Here is a 21928-nt window from a genome sequence, read left to right on the forward strand (position 1 = left end):
AAGGAGAGATGCTCAAAAAGACCAACGGCAAACTGCCTAAGTCTAAATTTTTTCAAATCAGCTCACTCCTAGACACATTATGGTTCTTTATTTCTGTTGTCATGCTGTACGTGATTGACCTAACACCACTGGCCATTGCTGTGCCTGCTGCCTATGGTATTTATACCACTTTTGGCTGGGTTTATGGAACACGCTTATTGAAACGTAAAGGCATTCCTGATTCCCCCAAAGACTTGGTAATACCGACTAAATATATTGCTTATAGCCAGTCATTTTCGCTGATATTTTTTGCTTTATGTTTGTTGGTACTAAGTTCACCGTGGTTGCCCATATCTCAATAAAATATTTTTGAACTACAGCTGATACTAAACAAAATGACTATGCTGTCTTATAATGCAAGATAAATATAAAGCCAAAATTTAAAAAATATCTTTAATATCAGTACATTATATAAGTGTTTGTTGAGTGGCATCGCTGTCTGAAATTGGCATAAATGGTTTACAAAAATCATCAATTTAGACTGTTGCGCTTATGAAAAACTGTTATAATTGACCTGTACTCAAAGAATATTGGTAAAAAAATCAAAGTTATCTCTAAGGTAATTTACGGTTATGAACCATGATTTTAATCAAAAAATGATTTGGGTATATAACAATTAATCGGTGATGACACACGTCTCGCCAACAGTTAAAGAGTTAGGAAAATTTATGTCAGATAAAGTTGAAGGCACTGTAAAGTGGTTTAATGAAGCTAAAGGTTTTGGTTTTATCGCTCAAGACAATGGCGGACAAGATGTATTCGCTCATTACAGCGCTATCCAAGGTGGCGGTTTCAAAACCCTAGCTGAAGGCCAAAAAGTGTCTTTCATCTTAGGTGATGGTAAAAAAGGCCCACAGGCTGAGCAAATCGAAGCTATCTAATCAAATTGATAATTGAACAAACTGTCTATCAGTTAGTCCAATTACAATAAGCTTATCAATACGCTAATTTGCTAAAATAATAAAAATACTGTTTCGACTTTAAAAAAGAGCAACCTCTCATCAGGTTGCTTTTTTTATATCATTTTTATATACAAAAATGATATGTGCTAATTGATGACACGTTCTAACGAAGAGATGATAAAAAAGGTTATTGTATGAAGTGGGAAACTTGGTTTTCAATCGATTGGCAGCAAGTGCTAGGTATTTCTTTATCAGCATTAGGATTCTATTTAGGCCTCATGCTATTTACGCGATTGATGGGATTACGGAGTTTCTCTAAGCTTTCAAGCCATGACTTTGCGATGACGGTTGGTATTGGCAGCATACTTGCTTCAACAGTGCTGTCTGATAGACCCTCTTTACTGCAAGGTTTATTTGCTGTTGCGGTGTTATTTTTGATTCAAGGGATGGTTTCGGTCATTAGGCGCAGAGTCAAGCCGCTGAAATCTCTAATAGACAATCAGGCTATTATATTAATGGCGCATGGTGAATATTTTTCGGATAATTTAAAAGAAGCCAATCTAACCACCAGTGATGTCCAAGAAGTGCTGCGTAAAAATGGTATTAAATCCAAAACGGAAATATTTGCTGTAATTATGGAAACGACAGGTGATATGAGTGTCATTAAAAACAATGACGTCACGCCTGATTGGACTTTATTTAATGATATACGGGATAGTGAATTGCTGATTAAACCTAATGATAGAACGTCGTAGTTTATTATTATGTTTGAGTGCGCTTAAATATACAAATGATCTCAAAACATTAAGCGAGTCAGACGTTGATGATACTTTAAAGATATAAAAGCAGAATCCCCACAAAACAGTGAGATTGACAGCTTATAAACTATTTATTATAAAATAGTGACAAATTTATGACGCATTATTCACGGCGTTGTCTTGACCTTATGCCTGCGCTCGCGCAAGATACATAGGTCTGATAATAACGGTTGGCTTAGCTTTAGTAGGCTGAATCAATAGAGCACAGGTGGTTAATACGACTTTTGGTATTGGCTTATGTTACCTGATTCACGATTCGCTACTGAGCAGTAATAACTTTGAGTAGTATGTTGAACGATAGTTTGAACAACAATGAACCTTTGGTTCTTAACCGATAATTTTTAATTCATAACATTAATAAACGAGGAACGTATGAAAGCATTAGTAGCGGTCAAGCGTGTCATTGATTATAACGTAAAAGTTCGTGTAAAAGCCGACAACTCTGGCGTTGATCTGTCAAACACTAAAATGTCAATCAACCCTTTTGATGAAATCGCAGTAGAAGAAGCCGTTCGTCTAAAGGAAGCTGGCGTCATTGATGAGATCATCGTCGCTTCAATCGGTCCAAAAGAGTCACAAGAGCAAATTCGCGCAGCGCTCGCACTGGGTGCTGATCGTGGTATCTTGGTATTGACTGACGACAAACCTTATCCACTACAAATCGCTAAGATACTTAAAAATATCGCCGAAAGCGAAAGCACTGATATTATTTTGTTGGGTAAGCAAGCCATTGATGATGACAACAACCAGACTGGTCAGATGCTTGCAGCATTGATGGGAATCGGTCAAGGTACGTTTGCATCAGAAGTGAAGGTTGAGGGCGACAAAGTAAACGTAACGCGTGAAATCGATGGTGGCCTACAAACTGTGTCACTTGCTTTGCCAGCGGTTATCACGACGGATCTACGTCTGAATGAGCCACGTTATGCTAAATTGCCTAACATCATGAAAGCAAAGAAAAAGCAGCTTGATGAAAAAACGCCAGCTGATTTTGGGGTTGACATGGCTTCTAAGCAAGAGATTATTAAAGTCGTGCCACCTGCTGAACGCAAAGCTGGTATTACAGTAGGGTCAGTTGATGAGTTGGTCGATAAGCTAAGAAACGAAGCAAAAGTAATTTAATACTTCGCTACGGCATATCCTGTACAAAGCTATAGGTTTGGCTGATCTCTTTACTATTAAAAGCGAGCCGCCCAAATAGCGTCGTACACAAACAACCGCATGAATAGATGATACGAACAAATAAAGGATTAAAACCATGGCAATTTTGGTATACGCAGAACATGACAATGCCAGTCTAAAAAAGGCAACTTTGAACACTATCGCTGCTGCTAAGCAAATTGGCGATGATATCCATGTGTTGGTGGCAGGTAGTGGTGCTCAAGCTGTCGCTGATGAAGCAGCAAAAGCGCAAGGCGTGACTAAAGTGCTCTTAGCGGATAATGCCGCTTATGAACATCAATTGGCAGGTAACGTCGCGTTATTGGTTGCTGATATCGCTGGTGACTATAGCCATGTCTTAGCCGCGGCAACGACCACTGGTAAAAACTTCATGCCACGTGTTGCCGCTTTGCTAGACGTCAGCATGTTGTCTGAAATCTCTGGTGTGGTAGATGCGCAGACTTTTGAGCGTCCTATCTATGCTGGTAACGCGACCGCAACCGTAAAAACGTCAGAAGACAAAGTGGTACTAACCGTACGTACAACAGCGTTTGATCCAGTTGCAAGTGAAGGCGGCTCAGCCACTGTTGAGAGCATCGACAATGTACAAGAAACTGGCAAAGCAAGCTTCGTCAATGAAGAAATGGCCAAATCTGATCGTCCGGAATTGACCTCAGCGTCTATCGTAGTATCTGGTGGTCGTGCATTGGCAAACGGTGAAAACTTTACCAAATACATTGAGCCATTGGCTGATAAACTAGGTGCTGCTGTTGGTGCATCACGTGCTGCAGTTGATGCAGGTTATGTACCAAATGATATGCAGGTTGGTCAAACAGGCAAAATCGTTGCGCCAGACTTATATATCGCTGCTGGTATTTCAGGCGCGATTCAGCATCTAGCGGGTATGAAAGACTCTAAAGTCATCGTTGCTATCAATAATGATCCAGAGTCACCTATTGCTAGCGTTGCCGATTACTTCTTAGAAGCGGATTTGTTTGAAGCATTGCCTGAGCTAACCAGCAAAGTTTAGGCTGTCTGTAATTAATTAAGTTATCCGTAACTAATATAATTATAGATATTTAATAAAAAACCCGCTATCTATGGATAGCGGGTTTTTTGCGTCTAATACATTCGTTTTTTATTAACTTAATAAATGATTATTAAGAATAGTTTCTTTGTCGTAAAGTCTCATACAAGCAAAGTGACCCTGCAATGGCGACATTGAGGCTTTCTTGTCCATTGGGTTGCGGCAAGGCAATAGGTGTGGCGCACTGCATCAGCTCATCACAAACGCCTTGACCTTCATGCCCCATAATCCAAGCGATGGGTTGCTTTAAATCATGTTGATAAATGACGGTATCGGTATGTGAGCTGGTCGCAAATAGGGGTGTTTGTACGTTGTTCAAAATATCTTGAACACTCAAGCCTTCAAAAATAGTTAGTGCAAATTGCGCGCCCATGCCTGCGCGTAGTGTTTTTGGAGACCATGCTTGAGCAGTTGCACTGGTGCATAAAATATTATGGATACCGACCGCCGCTGCTGTGCGTAGTAAAGTGCCAACATTACCGCTGTCCTGAACGTCATTAAGAATCAAGCAATCATCCACCATCATCGATAAACTAGGCGTTGGTATCTTAATGACTGCCATGATATCGATACCTGTGCCCAAGCTGCGTACGCTTTCATAAAGCGTGTCTGACAATGCCAAAATGGGTGTATAAGTTGGCAGGCGCGTTAAAATCTGCTGAACCTCAGGATGGCTATGCGCTGACTCAGACAGAAGTATTTGAACAAATGGATAATCACTACGCAGAGCAGCATCGATGAGGTGCACGCCTTCAATGACCGTTTGGCCATGTTTGTTACGCTGGCGAGCTTGCCCCAAGAGTGCTTTTACTAACTTGACCGTCGTATTTTTATCTGAGGTAATCAGCTCGGTGGGATTTAATACCATGATGGATCGCTTAGAAAGAAAAGTAGTATATGGATAATTTTGATAACTGGCACAAAGCCTAATTAGCATAAAACCAAATAAATCATAGGCTTTATGCTAATTATTATCAATGTGAGTTATCCTCGATAGGAGAGCGGATGTATAGTAAGTTCAGTATAAAAACGAGTCAGCGGCACTGGAATGAATTTTTTGCAGCATCGAGCTGCGAAGGCACAGCAAGCCAGAAAAATTTATACCAGTTCAGCGTCGAAATATAATGTATCTGTTTTATTTAGAATCGACTATATTATTTGTCAGTATAATTCACATGTAAGTCTTTAATATAATTGACTTCATTTTTACTACCAAGTACCACAGGCACACGTTGATGGATATCGGTTGGTTCGATATCTAAAATGCGATGAACGGCGTCAGTTGCTTCGCCGCCAGCGCGTTCAATCAATAGACTCATCGGATTGGCTTCATACATCAAACGTAATTTACCTGCTTTATGAGCGTATTTAGTATCAAATGGATAGGTAAATAGACCACCACGACATAAAATGCGGTGAACATCACCAACCATGGCAGCCACCCAGCGCATGTTAAAATCACGACCACGAACGCCAGTTTCACCAGCGATAAGCTCGTCGATATATTGTTGCATTGGGGCGCGCCAATAGCGATAGTTTGAAGCATTGATAGCGTACTCACTGGTATCAGCATCGATTTGAACATTGTCTTCGATGAGCACATAATCATTAGTGTCTGGGTCTAAGCTAAACATAACGACATTATCTGCTACTGTTAGCGCTAGAACGGTAGACGTTCCATATAATAAATAACCTGCTGCCAGTTGTTGATTTCCTGCTTGCAAAAAGTCACTATTCTCACTGACTTGACCTTGGCGCTCATACGGTAGAATGGAAAAAATAGTACCAACTGCCATATTGATGTCGATATTTGATGAGCCATCCAATGGATCAAACAATACTAATAGACTGCCATCAGCATTAGCGGGGGTGGCATCATCCAGCTCTTCTGAAGCCACGCCAGCACAATGTGCATTTTTTGCCAACGCATCTAACAATAAATCATTGGCCAGTACGTCCAGTTTTTTCTGATCTTCCCCTTGGACATTTTGATTGCCAGCTTCGCCTAGGATATCTGCTAAAGCCCCTTTTCTTAGCAATTGTGAGATGACTTTGCCAACGTCAGTAACCGTTGTAATCACGTCATTAAGGGCAGGATTGGTTGCGTGAGCGTTTAGATAGTTTGCTAGGGTCGTCATAAGGCTTCCTAATGAGTGGTATTGAGAATAAAAAACGGCTGAGCGTTAGATAAAAAACAGATAGTATGAGTAGCCATAAGCCTGCAACTTGCGCAGTCTGATGGTTAGATGGCTTATAAGGCATCTTTGTCCTGACCGTAAAATCAGCTACACTATAACCATTATTCATTTATAATTTTGATAGGCTTATTTGTATAATGTTCAATAAAGGCTTACTGATGGTCGATCCATTATAAAATAAATACAGTGCTGCTACGCGCTTTTCATAAGGCTGCTTTTATTACGGTAAATTGTAGCAAATAAGCGTCAAAATGTCCCCGTGTCTGTAGATATCAATTATAAATGCTCGAACAAAGATGAATAAACGATTAATATAGACCCATTCAAACTCATAATAAAGACTCATCATTATGTCAAATTCTATCGATAGCCATTCTACCCATACGGTATCGCCGACCGATTATGCAAAATTCGATCCCGATACCATTCATCAAAGGCTCAATACTTCACTAAGTCGCCCGCAGCTTAATACCGATGGTCGTATTCGTCACTTTTTGGGTGTAGAGGGTCTTAACAAAGCTCAGTTGCAAGCGATAATCGCTAAAGCAGAGACGTTCTTTGATGAAAATGGACAACTGATTAATCGTCCTGAGTTGGAGGGCTATACGGTGATGAATTTATTTTTTGAGCCATCGACGCGTACCCGTACTACTTTTGAAGTGGCCGAAAAGCGTTTGGGTGCCAATGTGTTGAATATCGATATCGAACGCTCTAGCACCAAAAAAGGCGAAAGCCTACGCGATACGCTGTGGAATTTGCAAGCCATGACGGCAGATATCTTTGTGGTACGGCATTCAGCGTCGGGTGCAGCCCATTTTATGGCAACAGAAGTGACACCTGATATCGCGATTATTAATGGCGGTGATGGCTGGCACGCGCATCCAACGCAAGGCATGCTCGATATGCTAACCATTCACCGTGAAGCGCCGCGCCCCTTTGAAGAGCTGTCAGTGGCTATCGTTGGTGATATTAAGCATTCACGGGTCGCCCGATCTGACATCAGTGCGCTACAAACCTTGGGTGTCAAGGACATCCGTGTCTGTGCGCCACGTACTTTGTTGCCTAAAGGGATTGAGCGTTATGGAGTGCAAGTTTATGAAAATATGAATGAGTGCGTCACGGACTGCGATGTCATTATGGGATTGAGAATTCAAAATGAGCGTATCGGTTCGCCATTGTTAGCATCGTCAAGTGAGTACTACAAACACTATGGTATTACGCCAGAGCGAGTGGCACTTGCTAAGCCTGATGCGTTGGTGATGCATCCAGGGCCGATGAACCGCGGGGTTGAGATCGCGTCGAGCGTCGCTGATGGCGCACAATCGGTAATCTTAAAGCAGGTAAACAACGGTATTGCCATTCGTATGGCTGTCCTGTCTCTGGCAATGGAAGGTCAACGAGCGCATCAAGCGGCTGGTAGCTAATACTCTAGTCGCCATTTTATTCTCATTTATTTCATTTTATTGATACGGTAATAACGCTTATGTCTACTACGCTCAATACGGAAGCACCGATACGTGACCATCTTCCTCAAACCATTAAAAATGCCTTGCCAAGTACTGTAACCGATAAGCTGGCGTCACTTGAAGCAGGACGTGAGATGTGGTTGTTGCCACCGTTGGTTGATTTGTGTGCGCGCTTACGGGAACCGGGGCAACAACAACATGGCACGCTTGAGTCAGAAGGGCGCGCAGCCCGTGGTAATGGTTTTTTGCATGTGGTGATCCCACCAGATACCAATCCTATTTTAGAAAATGGCTCGTTACTCAAAGGCTTGCGTGAGCGTGCGCTTGACGATGGCGGGATTCATTTACATATTTTGGGTGCATTGACCGCTGGTTTGGAAGGTGAGCGACCCTCTAATATCGCAGGATTAAAAAAAGGCGGATGTATTGCTGTCTCTAACGCTCGCAGACCTTTTCGTAATGACTTAGTACTGCTACGTACATTGGAATACGCGGCGACTTTTGGGATGAAAGTGTTCTTTTATCCTGATGAGGCAAGTCTGTCTGGAGATGGGGTGGCGCATGAAGGATATATTGCGTCTTATCACGGGCTACAAGGTATCCCATGGATTGCGGAAACAGTCGCTCTATCTACTCAGTTATTGATGGTTGAAGAGACAGGGATTGCAGCTCACTTTAGTCAATTGTCTTGCAAGTCTTCAATAGAGCTGATGCGCTGGGCAAAAGATAAAGGTCTACCAGTGACTTGTGACGTGGCGATGCATCAACTGTATTTAACAGATGACAATTTAGAAGGTTTTAACGCACAAGCCTATGTGTTACCGCCACTACGTAGTAACACTGACCAGCAAGCCATTCGCCGTGGACTGAAAGACGGTACCATTGATGCGATTTGTAGCCATCATGAACCATTAAACAGTACTGCAAAAAAGGCACCGTTTGCTGAGAGTACACCAGGTATCTCAAATTTTGATACCTTTATGGCGCTGGCATGTCAGCTGGTGCATGATGGAGTATTAACGATAGAGCAGCTGGTGGACAAAATCTGTCTTAACCCTGCAAAAATCGCTGGCATTACTGAGCAATATGAAAGCATTGGCGGCGCTGTGTTAATCGATCCCAATCTTGAATGGCAAGTAACCGCGCAATCAATGTTATCAAATGGCAAAAACACACCGTTTTTTAATCAGCAGTTGCAAGGTCGTGTCGTGGAGACATTCTTTGGGTAATCTACCCCGACAGGATGACGGTCTGCTGCCATCTTCGGAGGGGAGTGACCCTAATTTCCGTAGTCAGCAGGTAAGCTCTCACAGCACTGCCAGTGAGTCCATCAAGGCTGTGGCAGTTTATGAAGTGGTGAAAGGTGTTGGTGCCCTATTAGGCGCAGCGGCGTTATGGTCGTGGCATACCGATCTTGAGCATTGGCTGAGGACAGCGACCATCTCTTGGCAACAAAGTTTTGGTCAATTACTGGCACCGCAAGTTGATAGCGCCGTCCAAATTGCTCAACAGGCCAGCAAAAACTGGCCGTTGTTTCTGTTATTGATCGTTGCTTATGCCAGTTTGCGTTTTCTTGAGGCTTATGGCTTATGGCAAGACAAGACATGGGCGTATTGGTTTGGCGTGCTTGGCTATGGCATATTTATTCCTATCGAGCTTTACTATCTGATCGTCAGTCCGTTTGATTGGTTTAAGCTTGCAATATTGGTCTTGAATATTTTAATTGTCATTGTGGTTTATCGTAATATGAAACGAAAGGGTTTATTATAGAAGCACACTAAAGCATTGTGATAATTGAGGTTATTTTACGCTATAACTCTGTTACTGTATCATCCTTACGAATGCTTTTGGCAACTCTGCCAACGCTTAATCCTTGTACCAAAATGGAAAATATCACTACGGCATAAGTGAGCGCCAGTAAGATATCACGTTCTGTACCAATAGGAAGCTGCAATACCAAGGCCACTGAAATCCCACCACGCAATCCGCCCCATGTCAGTACTTTCCAAGCGCCTGTCGGCAAATCAAGCTGTCGATGGAAGGTTTTGGTGGTCATGCCCACGACAATAAAGCGAGCAAGCAGGGCAATAATAATCGTCAAACCAGCGGCGATAAACAAGTTACCTGAGTAAGCAATCATGACCACTTCTAGCCCGATCAGTACGAATAAAATGGCATTTAAAATCTCATCAATCAACTCCCAAAACAAATCAATATAATGACGTGTCTTATCACTCATCGCCAGCGCTCGCCCGCGATTACCAACCATTAATCCTACCATTACCATGGCCAATGGCCCTGATAAGTGCCAATGACTGGCAAGTGCATAGCCGCCAATGACACCCGCTAGCGTTAGGAGTACTTCCTCTTGATAACTGTCAATACTCTTGATTAAGTAATATAAAATGGCGCCGAGCACCAAACCAAAGACGATGCCGCCACCAGCTTCAACGGCTAGGGTATGTGCTACATAATTAGCCGTTGGGATATCGCCGCTCGATAAAATGCCGAGCAGCAAAACAAAGATAACCACGCCGATACCATCATTAAATAGGGACTCACCAGCGATAACAGTTTCGATACTTTTGGGCGCGCCTGCCGAGGACAGAATACCCATCACCGCAATGGGATCAGTAGGGGATATTAGAGCACCAAACAATAAGCACCACAGAAATGGTAAGCCGAAGCCAAATAGGGGTAGCATAAAATAAATTGCGGTAGCAATAAGCATTGCTGACACGATAGTACCAAGGCCAGCAAGGATACCAATGGGTAGTTTATAACGTTTTAAATCACCAATATTGACGTGTAAGGCACCTGCGAATAAGAGCATAGAGAGCATGCCATCCAACAACACTTCGGTAAAATCAAGTCGCTTTAATAAGCTGACTTCATAATCAATGAGTTGATCAAATCCTAAAAACCCTAAAAATATTGCACCGATAGACAATATAATAGAGATGACCATCACACCAATCGTGGTTGGTAAACCAATAAAACGATGGTTGACATAAGTCAATAAGGCAGTAATTGTTAAGAATATGGCGCTGACTTCGAGGATGGTTAAACTGGTTGCAGATGCCATAAAGCAAGATCTCGTATCAATATAAAAGTTACCCCATAAGCTCAAAGCTTATGAGAGTCACGTCGGTGTGGTATTTCTGTGCTTTATGCATACATATGGGACATTAGCAATGTTTTCAAAATAGTCTCTGTCAGTGCCATGGTCAAATTATCAAATACGCCCTAACTTGATTGGGTTTCTAGTGCTTTACGGATATGGGCAGAAAATTCACTCTCATAACTGAAATACTGATGTTGCGCATCATCATCAAGAATAAATCGCTCTGCTTGTTGACACATAGCAATCAAATCATTTATCAGCTCTTGGTAGCTTAAATTCTCTTCTCCAGCACGCTTGATCAAATTCAGCTCATGTAATAGCGTTTGCTGCTGTGCATGGTTCACGCGTGCATAACTCAGATCGATCATTGCCTGACACAGCGCTTTGAGTACCATCAAGTCCGCTGCTGCATAACGACGTATCTCGCCAAGCGACCTATCAATAAAGTCTGCTATTGTGGGAGTGTGAGTGACCAAAGCCAATATGGCCGATCGCTGCTCATGGTCAACTGTATCGGATGCATCATTATCTGATGCTGGCGTATAAAAGTGATAAGGACTGGGCGGCTGCCGACGAATCATGATACTCAAGCAGCTCGTCAATGATTGCACACAGTTGACGGCTGTTTTTGGGTCGTTAATGCCAGGCGATAATGCCCGAACCGCAATCTCAGTCATTTGCCCCAAACTGTAGGCAATGTCATTAGAGTGTGCCAACCGTTGTTCGAGGCGTATGCAATCGGCAAAACGCTGCCAAAACATACCATCAGGTGAGCGCGGCACAACTGCCAAGTGTGGTGTCGCTGTTTTTTGTTGATTAAGAGGATGGTTTTTTGGGCGTTGATAAAAATAACCAATCACGTTTTTGTCAGTGACATAGTCACCAAGATTGACATGCATTTGTACCACCCCACCATAGTCTTGAGTCAGTGTCATCAATGACTCAAGATAAATTTGCTGGATATAACCTGAGCGCGGCGGATAGACAGGTGTTGCAGACCACGTATGAAACTGCTCGACATCATGATGTTCAACATTACGCTGATGCTGAATATCACAGCAATCACTGTACCAGTAGTGAATGTTATTGATAGCATCATTGCTGGCATTTTGAATGACATGTGAGGCTTGGATGGCGTGTACCATATGCTGTACAAAATACACCAGTAAAAGCGCGCAAATAATGGCCATGATAATGGCAAAAGTGACCGACAGCTGCGGTACGCCATATGACACATCATATTTATGAATAGATTTTAAGACCAACAAGCTATAGCTAAAAGTACCAATGAACGCGCCCAAGACAAACTGATTGGGCTTATCTGTCAAAAAGTTACGCAACAATCTTGGGCCAAACTGTGAAGATGCCATAGACAGCACAGCGATCGTAATCGAAAAAGTGGTTCCCGCCACGCCCAACACGGCGCCTGCAATCGCTGTCATAATAGCGCGAGCGGCATCATCGTCACCCGTAAATGCAAAGGTAATCTCTCTGACGGTTTCACGGTCAAAATGTTGATCGATAGTTACCAATAATGGTGCAAGTAGAATACCTGCGATCACACACGCGGTGGGGATAAACCAGTAAGAGCCAATAAGCTGCTCCCATAGGTTTTTAAGTCGATCAGGCAAATCAGAAAGTGTCTGTAGCGACCATAGCTGAGTGAATTGCTTCAGTCTTTTCTGAGCTGAATCATAAGTACCCTGCCATAAGTTTTTTTTGTCGTTTTTATTCGTTGTCATAAGCTTCAAGGTATCCAAAAATAATGGCATTGTGGCTTTTTTATAACTTTATGGCTCTAAACGCTACACTATGATTTTTACTTTGCTTTGGGGTTGTCCGCTTCAGTGATGATAGCGTTCTTATGCTCACGTCTGCTTGTATCCGTTTGAACACTCTGCTCACCACTGTCTACAGGAATAATGGCCTCATTATTATGATCGTCATATTCAATGTCACTTTCTCTATCATAGGCGATAGGATCAAAATGCCGTGACCCTTCAATATTTGGGTGACCGTCTGATAGTTGATTGGCTGTTTCAGGTTCGGTTTTTCTAAATAAATTATTTTTATGACCTTTATGTGTGCCTTTTTCATCAGGAGAGGCTTTTTTACGTGGCTCACTATGGGCAAAAATAGCACTTAATGGCAGATTCAATTGCTGTTTGGCATAAGCTTCGGTGTGCTCAAAGCGATCAACCAACAAGCTTAGCCAAGGTTTCTGATCCTCTACATTCATCTCGTCGAGCTCATCCTTAATGGGCAAGGGGTAGGGTAGAGTCCGATAAAAATCCCACAAGGTCATTTTGCTCAAGTCTTTTTTGAGCACATAATCATCATCTTCGGTCATCGTGATGAGGTTGCTGTCTTGTAGATAATTGATGTAAATATACCACTTTGGTAATTCCTTGCGCCCTAGCACATTACGCAGCGCTTGTTCGCTGACCGCTTCGCCTTTCAAATGATGGGTATATACCAAATTTAGCATATCTAGCAAGCTGAGTAACGGATGACGAGGATAAACCTCTTGGGTTTCGAAAATAGTCAGGGTATAGCTAATCTCAACGCCCAATAAAATGAGGTTCCATGATAAATAAATCCATAGTAAGAAAATAGGTAGCGCGGCAAAGGCGCCATAGATCGCTTCATAACTGGTAAAGTTGGCCATCACTGTACCAAAGAGATGCTTCATCAGCTCAAATACGATGGCGACAAATACACCAGCGATGGCGGCATTTTTTACTGGTACGCGCGCTTTGGGAATAAACCAATACATCCCAATGAAACCTGCGACAGTGATACTAATGGATACCGCCTGTACCCAAAATGACCAATCGATACCATAACCTGCGATTTGTCGATTTAAGAAACTTAGACTTTGTACCGCACTTGAGGCGATAAAAGCAGTACCCAACACTAATGGCCCTAACGTAACGATAGTCCAGTAGCGCAACATACTTTTTATGCCACCCGAACGGTTTTCTACCCGCCAGATTTGGTTAAACGCGCGCTCAATGGTCGTCAACGTCATGATAGTCGTAAAGAGTAAAACCATGGCACCAATAATGGTTAGATTAGATGACTTTTCGGCGAAGCTATTGATATACTGACTGACCTGCATGCTTGATTGTGGCAATAAATTGCTATATATCACCTCATAAATTTGTGCTCTGACCGATGCAAGCGCTGGTACTGAGGATAAAATCATTAATAATACCGTCAGTATTGGCACAATTGATAGCATCGTCGTATAAGTCAGTGATGCTGCTTTTTGTTGGCAATTGTCTTCTAAAAAATGCCGAGTCAAAAATCGCAAAAATTGAAACCAGCGTTGATGTAAAAATGGGATTTTTTTTATTAAGTTTTCCATGTCGATCATCTAGCAAGGGTAAAGTGACAGTAGTGTAACAAAAATAAGCCGTTATCATCTGCCATTGAATTGTGTCAAAATGCACAATAGTAACCGTTGCAGGGTTTTACCCGCTACAATAGGGTGCAGGGCAGTTTGCATATCAGGGAATGGCTCGGGCATAATATGTATAGAGATAGATATAGTCGATTCACTTTAAAACGATACCAGTTCCGCGTTGAAATATAATGGTTTTGTTTTATTTAGAGTCAACTATATAAATAATGATGTTAATGATTTTATGAGGAAATGTTGCTAATGAGTCAGACTGCCCCTTATGTTTTGGTGCTGTATTATTCCAATTATGGTACGACTAAGACATTGGCATATGCTATTGCTCAAGGTATTGAAGATGCTGGCATGACGGCGCGTATTCGTACTGTACCGACAGTTGCCCCCGAGACCACATCGAGCAAGCCTGCCATACCGGATGAAGGTGACCTTTATTGCACCATGGACGATCTCAAAGATTGTAGCGGCCTTGCGCTTGGTAGCCCGACGCATTTTGGTAATATGGCGGCGCCCATGAAGTATTTTTGGGATAATACCGTTACTGTCTGGCTGGCAGGTAATTTGCAAAATAAACCCGCGTCAGTATTTACAGCAACAGGTTCGATGCACGGCGGTCAAGAGACGACGTTACTGACCATGATGTTACCCTTGATGCATCATGGTATGATTATCGTTGGAGTACCTTATGCAGAGCCTGCGTTGAATCGCACCAGTCGTGGTGGTACGCCTTATGGTAGCAGTCATGTCAGTGGGGCATTGCATGATCAGCCCGTGTCGGCTGATGAGCGCGAGCTGGGCATTGCTCAAGGTCGTCGTTTGGCTATCAGTGCAACCGCATTGGCGCAAGCCAACTGGCATCGCTAAGCTAAGCTGCGCTGTACTCATTTTATAGTGGATTAACTGTAGTGAAGCACTATGTTATTGATTGGGAAATAAATATATCTAATGGCCACAAACCGCTCCGACAGTGAGATGAATGCTACCACACCAGCAAAAAAATCTGGCAAATCTGTCAAGGTTAAAAAACCTACTGCTCCCATTCGTCAGCGTTTGCTGATTACTTGGCTTATATGGTTAGTCTATAGGTTGCTTGCATTGCCTATTTTTATTAACGTCTTTAACCTAAGTCATCCTGATATTATCGGTGGTATCGCTTGGCAAGCGCTATGGTTGGTGCCAGCATTTATCCTAACGCCATGGATACTGCGTGGCCGCTCACCTTATGCATTGCTGATAAGCAGTATGTTTATCTTGGTGTACTTGGGTGCAAGCGGGGTGGTGCTATTTGCTCGTGCTTACGGCAGTAGTTGGGCTGAGATACTAATCTATTTGATGGATTTTATCTTGTTGCTCGTCATCAATGTTTGGTTGTTTATCTTGCTCAAACGCCTACCATCGATGAATAACGTCGTGAAGCAACCACGCTAATCCGTTGATGTCCCATCATAATTACCAACTATCATTAGTTTAAGACAAAAAAAGCGGCGCTTTACATTAGAGCGCCGCTTTTTTATGTAATATCGTCATTTTTAAACAGGACTATCAATTAACCTTGGTTAACTCTAAGTCCATTTTTTTACCATCATTAATCTGGCTTACTTTTATGGGTAAATAATCCAAGCTTGGTGCGAGCCAAAAGCTGGTAGAGCGGCTGTTGTCATCATGAATACGGTCAACACGTACCGTATCAAACGTGCCAGCTGGGACAGTGATCTTAGTATTGCCTGATTTTTTGAATGGCGTCTTTTCTACTTTGTTCTTTTTGGCCATGTAATAGTTGCCAGAGAACTTACCGTTTAATAAATCTTGGCGAATTTGCACCTCAAGGCTCAAATCATCAAAGGCTTGCTGTGCCATGTCCATGGTCGTCGTCTTACCTTTATAGTTACTGGTGACCTTTTTGGCACTTGGGTTAAAGTCCAACTTATGCGTCCGTCCCATACCGAGTAATTTGTAAGTGGTACTGGCTTGGCTTGGACTGACATTGTTACCCGTAATGGTAAAGGTGCTACTTTGTGCGGCACTAGCAACGCCAGCCACGCGAGCATTTACGTCGTATTTCCAAGTACTGCCTGACTTTTTCAAAGTACGAGTAGCTGACCCTTTGTACTTGTCTTCTACCGTAAAGCTATAATTAGCGCTTGAGGGTTGAATGGTTTTTGCGTTAGCAAGTGCGGGTGCGGTCATACTTAAAGCTCCAATAGCAGCAATACTGGCCCCTGTGGTCAAGGCCGTTAAGAGTTTAGATTTACTAGGCTGTGTGTCACTAGCTGTAGCGATAGACGATTTCTTATTGATTGATAAAAAGCGCATGCATATTCCTTAATTAACTTCTATTCGATCATCTTAGATTTTGTTTATGGCCATAATGATAATCTCAAGGACTATAATGGCCATATTTTGTTACATTTTCAAGAGTAATGAATAAGCTTAACGTGTTGCTCTTGTAGCCAATGTTGCTATCAAACCCATCAAGAAAAATAAGTAAATTGATAAGCTTTACGTCAAGTATTAAACCTCACCAGCTCTTTTAATCTGTAGCTGTCATGCCGCGTTTTTATTATTATCCCAGTTATACTTAGCAAGGTAATTCTAATAAACGATATTAAATGCTGAGTACGGCTCTATCGCCAAACTCCACTGATAAATTTCGCCTATCAAGACTCCAAAAATTCTTGTAAATTTTTGGGCTTTACACTTGAAGCCATCTCCTATTGCCCCCACTTTTTGATACAAGCTCAAGGCTTATCTTTAGAACGCTGTGTTTAGATAGCAGTTCTGATAGATATTGGTATTGAGAGGATTAATTCAAATAAACCCTTAATTCAAATAACTCATTTTTGGAGACATATTGATGAATATTCGTCCTTTACATGATCGTATTGTTGTCCGCCGCATAGAAGAAGAAACAAAAACGGCTGGTGGTATCTTACTTCCTGGTTCAGCACAAGAAAAACCCTCACAAGGTGAAGTGTTAGCTACTGGTAATGGTCAGATTCGTGACAACGGCGACACTCGCGCGTTAGATGTAAAAACTGGCGACAAAGTTTTGTTCGGTCAATATGCTGGTCAAACCGTGAAAGTTGACGGCGAAGAACTACTTATTATGAAAGAATCTGATGTATTGGGTGTGCTAGAAGGCTAATTGCTCGAAAGGCAATTTGGGCTAATTATGTTTTAGCTGACAGCATTGATAACCGTACTAAAGAATCATTCAATTGTATTCTCATACTTATAATAATGGAGTAATTTAACATGGCAAAAGACGTAAAATTCGGCATAGATGCCCGTAAACAAATGATGGATGGCGTAAACATCCTAGCAAATGCAGTACGAGTCACCCTAGGGCCTAAAGGTCGTAACGTGGTAATCGATAAATCATTTGGCGCACCTACCATCACTAAAGATGGTGTATCGGTTGCCAAAGAAATCGAGCTTGAAAACAAATTCGAAAACATGGGCGCACAGTTGGTCCGTGAAGTCGCTAGCCGCACAAACGATGTCGCTGGTGATGGTACGACCACTGCGACCGTATTGGCTCAGTCAATCTTGCAAGAAGGCATGAAGTCAGTGGCTGCTGGCATGAACCCAATGGATCTTAAGCGCGGTATCGACAAAGCGGTTCGCGCGGCTGTTGAGCAAATTCATTTGCTATCTACGCCAGCTGACGATTCAAAAGCAATCGCCCAAGTGGGTTCTATCTCTGCCAACTCAGACACCAAAATTGGTGATTTGATTGCTCAAGCGATGGAAAAAGTAGGCAAGCAAGGCGTTATCACGGTAGAAGAAGGTTCAAGCTTTGAAGATACTCTAGAAGTAGTAGAGGGTATGCAGTTTGATCGTGGTTATATCAGCCCATACTTTGCAAACAAGCAAGACAGCTTAACGGCTGAATTTGAAAACCCATATATCTTGTTAGTTGACAAAAAAATCAGCAACATTCGTGAGATCGTGCCATTACTTGAGCAAGTCATGCAGCAGAGCAAGCCATTGCTCATCATCGCTGAAGACGTAGAAAACGAAGCGCTAGCGACTCTTGTTGTTAACAACATGCGTGGCGGCCTAAAAACTTGTGCCGTTAAAGCACCAGGTTTCGGTGATCGTCGTAAAGCCATGCTAGAAGATATCGCGACGCTAACAGGCGGTACGGTCATCTCTGAAGAGATTGGTCTGAGCTTAGAGACTGCTACTCTAGAGCAACTGGGTACGGCTAAGAAAGTCACTGTCGGTAAAGAAAACACCGTAATCGTTGATGGCGCTGGCAACAAAGCGGACATCGATAATCGCGTTGCGTCTATCAACCGTCAAATTGAAGAGTCTACTTCTGACTACGATAAAGAAAAGCTACAAGAGCGTGTTGCGAAACTAGCAGGCGGCGTAGCAGTTATCAAAGTTGGCGCAGCGACCGAAACTGAAATGAAAGAGAAGAAAGATCGCGTTGACGATGCGCTACATGCGACTCGTGCAGCGGTTGAAGAAGGCGTTGTACCTGGTGGTGGTGTTGCCTTAGTACGTGCGATGAATGCATTGTCTGAGCTAAAAGGCGATAACGATGACCAAGACGCAGGTATCAATATCTTACGTCGCGCAATGGAAGCGCCACTACGTCAAATCGTAACCAACGCAGGCGAAGAAGCGTCAGTTGTGGTCAATGAAGTGAAGAACGGTACTGGTAACTATGGTTACAATGCAGCTTCTGGTGAATACGGTGATATGCTAGAAATGGGTATCCTTGATCCAGCAAAAGTTGCTCGCTCAGCACTAGAAAACGCCGCGTCTGTTGCTGGCCTAATGCTGACTACCGAAGCCATGATTACTGACCTACCAGAAAAAGATGATGGTATGTCTGGCATGGGTGCTGGCGGTGGAATGGGCGGTATGGGTGGAATGGGCGGCATGATGTAATTTATGCCTCGACTGAATTTGTACGACGTCGTTAACCTCGCTCGATGTACTATAAGTACAATCTTTGCTCGTTTGCCTAGTCGTACTGCTTCAGTCAATCCATAAAATGCTTTTCACTATAAATATAGCTATTTTAGTAAAAGTGTTTTAACTACCGAAAGCGCTGTTATCGTTAAGATAGCAGCGCTTTTTTTGTGGCACTTAGCATAGCAGTTTTGTATCTAGCTCCTATAAAACCCCAATAGGCTGAGCTTATCGGGTTTTTTTATGCGATTAGATATATATTTTTAAAACTACTGATCCGCCGCATCCCGTCTAAACGTCCACGTCTTATCGTCAGACGCCTCTTCACAGTAATAATAACCTGCTAAATCAAAATCTTTTAACTGTTCAGCATTGGTCAGCTTATTATCAGCGGCATATTTGACCATTAGGCCGCGCGCTTTTTTGGCATAAAAGCTAATCACTTTGTACGTACCACTTTTCTCATCTTCAAATCTTGGCGTAATAATGTCTGCCTTTAGTGCTTTCTTCTTCACCGCTTTGAAGTATTCATTTGACGCCAGATTGATTAAGACATTATCCTCGCTATCAGCCATACGCTCATTAATGGTATTGGTTACTTCTTCACCCCAAAACTCATATAAGTTATCACCGTGCTCGTTTTTTAGTTTGGTGCCCATCTCTAGTCGATACGGTTGGATAAGATCCAGCGGTTTTAATACGCCATACAGTCCAGACAAGATACCTAGATGCTCATTGATATAAATAGCGGTGTCTTTATCCATACCATACATCTCGAGACCGGTATAGACATCGCCATCGAATAAATAACCAGCAGGTTTGGCTTTATTACCAGATGCGTCATTGGTAAATGGCTCATCTTTACTCCAACGCCATTGCTGATTACGTTGGGCATTGAGCTGAGCCAAATCATCAGAGATGCTCATGAGCGCTTGCAAATCCATTGGCTCTTTTGATTTTAATATTTTCATCAGCGCCTGTGAGTGTTCAATTAACTCAGGTTGACTGTAATGGTTGCCTAGATTTACTGGTATAGCGTCTGTTTCATTCAGAGATTTGGCAGGAGAAAGTAAAAAATACATGTTGATTCCTTCTTATCGTGAGCTAATGACCATTCTATTTGTGTGTCAAGGCTTTTTATTATACGACAGCCATCGATTGAACGCTTCTTACTCGTTAGGGTTTCTTGTTTTTTAAGACTGTATCGGCTGTTTGCCAACGTTATAAAGACTATAACTGGCAACTTCAACCCATATCCAATCAATCATTTAAGTTAGCAGAAAAATAAAAATTTTTAATATAACAATAAAAGTTATGTGTGTGGTGTAAGTACCTAACTTTTTATTTTACTTATGCGTCATCATTAGGCAATGAAAGTTGCCAGATGATGTCTCTATAATAAAAAGGCTTGATGGCAAAGTAGCTATCATTTATTAAATTGATAATCTTTGGTTGTTATCTTAAGCCAGTTAAGACCAAAGATTTTTTGTCCCCTGTGCTTTTTAAATGTGCGTTGAGGGTGTTAAAGGTAGTCATGAGACGTAAATATAGTCGTGAGACGTAAATACAGTCATTAGACGTGAGTAAGGAGACAGTATGAAAATCGGTGTAGTCAGTGCAGATGTCGCGAGCGAGAGCCGTGTCGCATTAACCCCAGACGCGGTCAAAAAATTGCGGAAACTCGGGTTTGAAGTCGTTATACAGTCGGGTGCTGGTCAAGCAGCGTATTATGCTGATGAGTTGTATCAGGCTGCAGGTGCCGACATTGCCAACAGTAGCGCCGAGGTGATTATACAGTCTCAGGTTATTACCACCGTCAATGCTCTTTCTGCTGAGGCCACTGATGATTTGTCATCTGGTCAGATTGTCATTGGTATGCTCGACCCATATCGTAACACTCAGCTGGACACTTATGCGGCCAAAGGTGCGACGGCTTTTGCGATGGAACTCTTACCTCGTACGTTGTCACGCGCACAGAATATGGATGTTTTGTCATCACAAGCCAACCTTGCGGGTTATAAGGCAGTATTGCTAGCGGCCAATGAATATTCGCGTCCATTTCCAATGTTTATGACCTCAGCTGGTACAGTCAAGCCAGCCAAAGTGGTTATCTTAGGTGTTGGGGTTGCAGGTCTGCAGGCAATTGCGACTGCAAAACGTTTAGGAGCTGTGGTTGAAGCCAGTGATCTGCGTCCTGCCGCAAAAGAGCAAGTCGAATCCCTTGGTGGGAAATGGCTTGATGTGCCGATGAGCGAAGATGAAGCACAAAAGGCCAAAGCCACGGGTGGCTATGCATGGACACCATCAGAGCAATACATCAAAGACCAAGCTGCCGTGGTTGATAAAGCGCTCAGCAATGCTGACATCGTCATTACAACTGCGCAAATTCCTGGCCGTCAAGCACCGCGTTTGGTTCATCAAGCAACACTCACTAAAATGAAGGCAGGTTCTGTACTGATTGATATGGCTGCTGGAACGGGTGGCAATGTTGAAGGCAGTGTGCCTAATGAAACCATCACTACAGACAATGGCGTACGTATTGTTGGTGCTGCCAATATCCCATCGATGCTGGCAGCGCAGTCTTCAGATTTATACGCCAATAACCTTGTCAATTTTATCACGACATTAATTGCGCCTGCTAATGACGATGCTTCAGCAAGTGACGCATCACCTAACTTACCACTTACATTGGCACTTAATGTAGACATGGAAGATGAGATTCAAGGTGCATTGGCAGTGACACATGACAGTCAAGTACGCCTCGGCAAACGCTAGGGTTTGAC

Annotated in this window: 20 protein-coding genes; 13 read left to right on the forward strand and 7 right to left on the reverse strand. The window is 42.7% G+C overall.

Features of this window, described 5'->3' with window-relative positions:
* The 5 genes from M917_RS00140 to M917_RS00160 form a co-directional block, all read left to right on the forward strand.
* Window positions 1-341: hypothetical protein (locus M917_RS00140; RefSeq protein ID WP_040641446.1), on the forward strand; the 341-nt coding region annotated here is incomplete at its 5' end.
* Between the two features lie 366 nt (window positions 342-707).
* The gene (locus M917_RS00145; protein ID WP_010196799.1) at window positions 708-920 is read left to right on the forward strand and encodes a cold-shock protein; all 213 of its coding nucleotides are present in this window, start codon (window positions 708-710) and stop codon (window positions 918-920) included.
* 215 nt (window positions 921-1135) lie between these two features.
* Window positions 1136-1696, forward strand: coding sequence for a DUF421 domain-containing protein (locus M917_RS00150; protein WP_021812712.1), 561 nt, complete (start codon window positions 1136-1138; stop codon window positions 1694-1696).
* 435 nt (window positions 1697-2131) lie between these two features.
* A complete protein-coding gene (locus M917_RS00155; protein WP_021812713.1) occupies window positions 2132-2881 on the forward strand; it encodes an electron transfer flavoprotein subunit beta/FixA family protein in 750 nt (249 codons plus the stop codon).
* A gap of 136 nt (window positions 2882-3017) precedes the next feature.
* Window positions 3018-3950: an electron transfer flavoprotein subunit alpha/FixB family protein gene (locus M917_RS00160; RefSeq protein WP_021812714.1), complete on the forward strand. Its 933-nt coding sequence runs from the start codon at window positions 3018-3020 to the stop codon at window positions 3948-3950.
* Window positions 3951-4080: 130 nt separating this feature from the next.
* Here M917_RS00160 and M917_RS00165 read toward each other — a convergent pair whose 3' ends face one another.
* Entirely contained in the window at window positions 4081-4875 is a 795-nt protein-coding gene (locus M917_RS00165; RefSeq protein WP_021812715.1) for a TrmH family RNA methyltransferase, read from the reverse strand.
* A gap of 286 nt (window positions 4876-5161) precedes the next feature.
* Entirely contained in the window at window positions 5162-6145 is a 984-nt protein-coding gene (locus M917_RS00170; RefSeq protein ID WP_021812716.1) for a class 1 fructose-bisphosphatase, read from the reverse strand.
* Between the two features lie 410 nt (window positions 6146-6555).
* Between M917_RS00170 and M917_RS00175 the strand changes: the two genes are divergently transcribed.
* The 3 genes from M917_RS00175 to M917_RS00185 are packed head-to-tail and all read left to right on the forward strand — an operon-like array spanning window position 6556 to window position 9441.
* A complete protein-coding gene (locus tag M917_RS00175; protein WP_021812717.1) occupies window positions 6556-7629 on the forward strand; it encodes an aspartate carbamoyltransferase catalytic subunit in 1074 nt (357 codons plus the stop codon).
* A 59-nt stretch (window positions 7630-7688) separates the two neighbouring features.
* Window positions 7689-8900, forward strand: coding sequence for a dihydroorotase (locus tag M917_RS00180; protein WP_021812718.1), 1212 nt, complete (start codon window positions 7689-7691; stop codon window positions 8898-8900).
* Window positions 8893-9441, forward strand: coding sequence for a DUF2127 domain-containing protein (locus M917_RS00185; protein ID WP_040641450.1), 549 nt, complete (start codon window positions 8893-8895; stop codon window positions 9439-9441). Before M917_RS00180 ends, M917_RS00185 begins: the two co-directional genes overlap by 8 nt.
* 40 nt (window positions 9442-9481) lie before the next feature.
* On the opposite strand, the gene M917_RS00190 is transcribed toward M917_RS00185, so the two are convergent.
* The 3 genes from M917_RS00190 to M917_RS00200 all read right to left on the reverse strand — a co-directional run bounded on the left by M917_RS00190 (window position 9482) and on the right by M917_RS00200 (window position 14165).
* The gene (locus tag M917_RS00190; protein ID WP_021812720.1) at window positions 9482-10756 is read right to left on the reverse strand and encodes a cation:proton antiporter; all 1275 of its coding nucleotides are present in this window, start codon (window positions 10754-10756) and stop codon (window positions 9482-9484) included.
* A gap of 161 nt (window positions 10757-10917) precedes the next feature.
* The gene (locus M917_RS00195) at window positions 10918-12537 is read right to left on the reverse strand and encodes a DUF2254 domain-containing protein (RefSeq protein ID WP_040641458.1); all 1620 of its coding nucleotides are present in this window, start codon (window positions 12535-12537) and stop codon (window positions 10918-10920) included.
* A 77-nt stretch (window positions 12538-12614) separates the two neighbouring features.
* Window positions 12615-14165: a YihY/virulence factor BrkB family protein gene (locus M917_RS00200; protein ID WP_021812722.1), complete on the reverse strand. Its 1551-nt coding sequence runs from the start codon at window positions 14163-14165 to the stop codon at window positions 12615-12617.
* A 297-nt stretch (window positions 14166-14462) separates the two neighbouring features.
* Between M917_RS00200 and wrbA the strand changes: the two genes are divergently transcribed.
* Both wrbA and M917_RS00210 read left to right on the forward strand, forming a co-directional pair.
* The gene (gene wrbA / locus M917_RS00205; protein WP_021812723.1) at window positions 14463-15080 is read left to right on the forward strand and encodes an NAD(P)H:quinone oxidoreductase; all 618 of its coding nucleotides are present in this window, start codon (window positions 14463-14465) and stop codon (window positions 15078-15080) included.
* An 81-nt stretch (window positions 15081-15161) separates the two neighbouring features.
* Complete coding sequence (locus M917_RS00210) at window positions 15162-15644, forward strand: hypothetical protein (RefSeq protein WP_021812724.1); 483 nt, start codon at window positions 15162-15164, stop codon at window positions 15642-15644.
* A 114-nt stretch (window positions 15645-15758) separates the two neighbouring features.
* Here the strand turns inward: M917_RS00210 and M917_RS00215 are convergent, their stop codons facing one another.
* A complete protein-coding gene (locus M917_RS00215) occupies window positions 15759-16529 on the reverse strand; it encodes a DUF3108 domain-containing protein (RefSeq protein ID WP_021812725.1) in 771 nt (256 codons plus the stop codon).
* 538 nt (window positions 16530-17067) lie between these two features.
* Here M917_RS00215 and M917_RS00220 point away from each other — a divergent pair.
* Window positions 17068-17361: a co-chaperone GroES gene (locus M917_RS00220; protein WP_040641452.1), complete on the forward strand. Its 294-nt coding sequence runs from the start codon at window positions 17068-17070 to the stop codon at window positions 17359-17361.
* Window positions 17362-17471: 110 nt separating this feature from the next.
* Window positions 17472-19121, forward strand: coding sequence for a chaperonin GroEL (groL, locus tag M917_RS00225; RefSeq protein ID WP_021812727.1), 1650 nt, complete (start codon window positions 17472-17474; stop codon window positions 19119-19121).
* 293 nt (window positions 19122-19414) lie between these two features.
* On the opposite strand, the gene yaaA is transcribed toward groL, so the two are convergent.
* Window positions 19415-20227, reverse strand: coding sequence for a peroxide stress protein YaaA (gene yaaA, locus M917_RS00230; protein WP_021812728.1), 813 nt, complete (start codon window positions 20225-20227; stop codon window positions 19415-19417).
* A gap of 514 nt (window positions 20228-20741) precedes the next feature.
* Between yaaA and M917_RS00235 the strand changes: the two genes are divergently transcribed.
* A complete protein-coding gene (locus M917_RS00235) occupies window positions 20742-21920 on the forward strand; it encodes an NAD(P) transhydrogenase subunit alpha (protein ID WP_021812730.1) in 1179 nt (392 codons plus the stop codon).
* The last annotated feature ends 8 nt before the right edge of the window (window positions 21921-21928 follow it).

The sequence above is a fragment of the Psychrobacter aquaticus CMS 56 genome, from assembly GCF_000471625.1.
Classification (GTDB): domain Bacteria; phylum Pseudomonadota; class Gammaproteobacteria; order Pseudomonadales; family Moraxellaceae; genus Psychrobacter; species Psychrobacter aquaticus.

What these genes read in the sequence shown, in the direction of transcription:
- M917_RS00150 (WP_021812712.1), top strand. Translation starts at nt 1,136, where the DNA reads ATGAAGTGGGAAACTTGGTTTTCAATCGATTGGCAGCAAGTGCTAGGT.
- M917_RS00200 (WP_021812722.1), bottom strand. Translation starts at nt 14,165, where the DNA reads ATGGAAAACTTAATAAAAAAAATCCCATTTTTACATCAACGCTGGTTT.
- groL (WP_021812727.1), top strand. Translation starts at nt 17,472, where the DNA reads ATGGCAAAAGACGTAAAATTCGGCATAGATGCCCGTAAACAAATGATG.
- M917_RS00235 (WP_021812730.1), top strand. Translation starts at nt 20,742, where the DNA reads ATGAAAATCGGTGTAGTCAGTGCAGATGTCGCGAGCGAGAGCCGTGTC.
- yaaA (WP_021812728.1), bottom strand. Translation starts at nt 20,227, where the DNA reads ATGTATTTTTTACTTTCTCCTGCCAAATCTCTGAATGAAACAGACGCT.
- M917_RS00210 (WP_021812724.1), top strand. Translation starts at nt 15,162, where the DNA reads ATGGCCACAAACCGCTCCGACAGTGAGATGAATGCTACCACACCAGCA.
- M917_RS00155 (WP_021812713.1), top strand. Translation starts at nt 2,132, where the DNA reads ATGAAAGCATTAGTAGCGGTCAAGCGTGTCATTGATTATAACGTAAAA.
- M917_RS00160 (WP_021812714.1), top strand. Translation starts at nt 3,018, where the DNA reads ATGGCAATTTTGGTATACGCAGAACATGACAATGCCAGTCTAAAAAAG.
- M917_RS00180 (WP_021812718.1), top strand. Translation starts at nt 7,689, where the DNA reads ATGTCTACTACGCTCAATACGGAAGCACCGATACGTGACCATCTTCCT.
- wrbA (WP_021812723.1), top strand. Translation starts at nt 14,463, where the DNA reads ATGAGTCAGACTGCCCCTTATGTTTTGGTGCTGTATTATTCCAATTAT.
- M917_RS00195 (WP_040641458.1), bottom strand. Translation starts at nt 12,537, where the DNA reads ATGACAACGAATAAAAACGACAAAAAAAACTTATGGCAGGGTACTTAT.
- M917_RS00165 (WP_021812715.1), bottom strand. Translation starts at nt 4,875, where the DNA reads ATGGTATTAAATCCCACCGAGCTGATTACCTCAGATAAAAATACGACG.
- M917_RS00215 (WP_021812725.1), bottom strand. Translation starts at nt 16,529, where the DNA reads ATGCGCTTTTTATCAATCAATAAGAAATCGTCTATCGCTACAGCTAGT.
- M917_RS00175 (WP_021812717.1), top strand. Translation starts at nt 6,556, where the DNA reads ATGTCAAATTCTATCGATAGCCATTCTACCCATACGGTATCGCCGACC.
- M917_RS00190 (WP_021812720.1), bottom strand. Translation starts at nt 10,756, where the DNA reads ATGGCATCTGCAACCAGTTTAACCATCCTCGAAGTCAGCGCCATATTC.
- M917_RS00145 (WP_010196799.1), top strand. Translation starts at nt 708, where the DNA reads ATGTCAGATAAAGTTGAAGGCACTGTAAAGTGGTTTAATGAAGCTAAA.
- M917_RS00170 (WP_021812716.1), bottom strand. Translation starts at nt 6,145, where the DNA reads ATGACGACCCTAGCAAACTATCTAAACGCTCACGCAACCAATCCTGCC.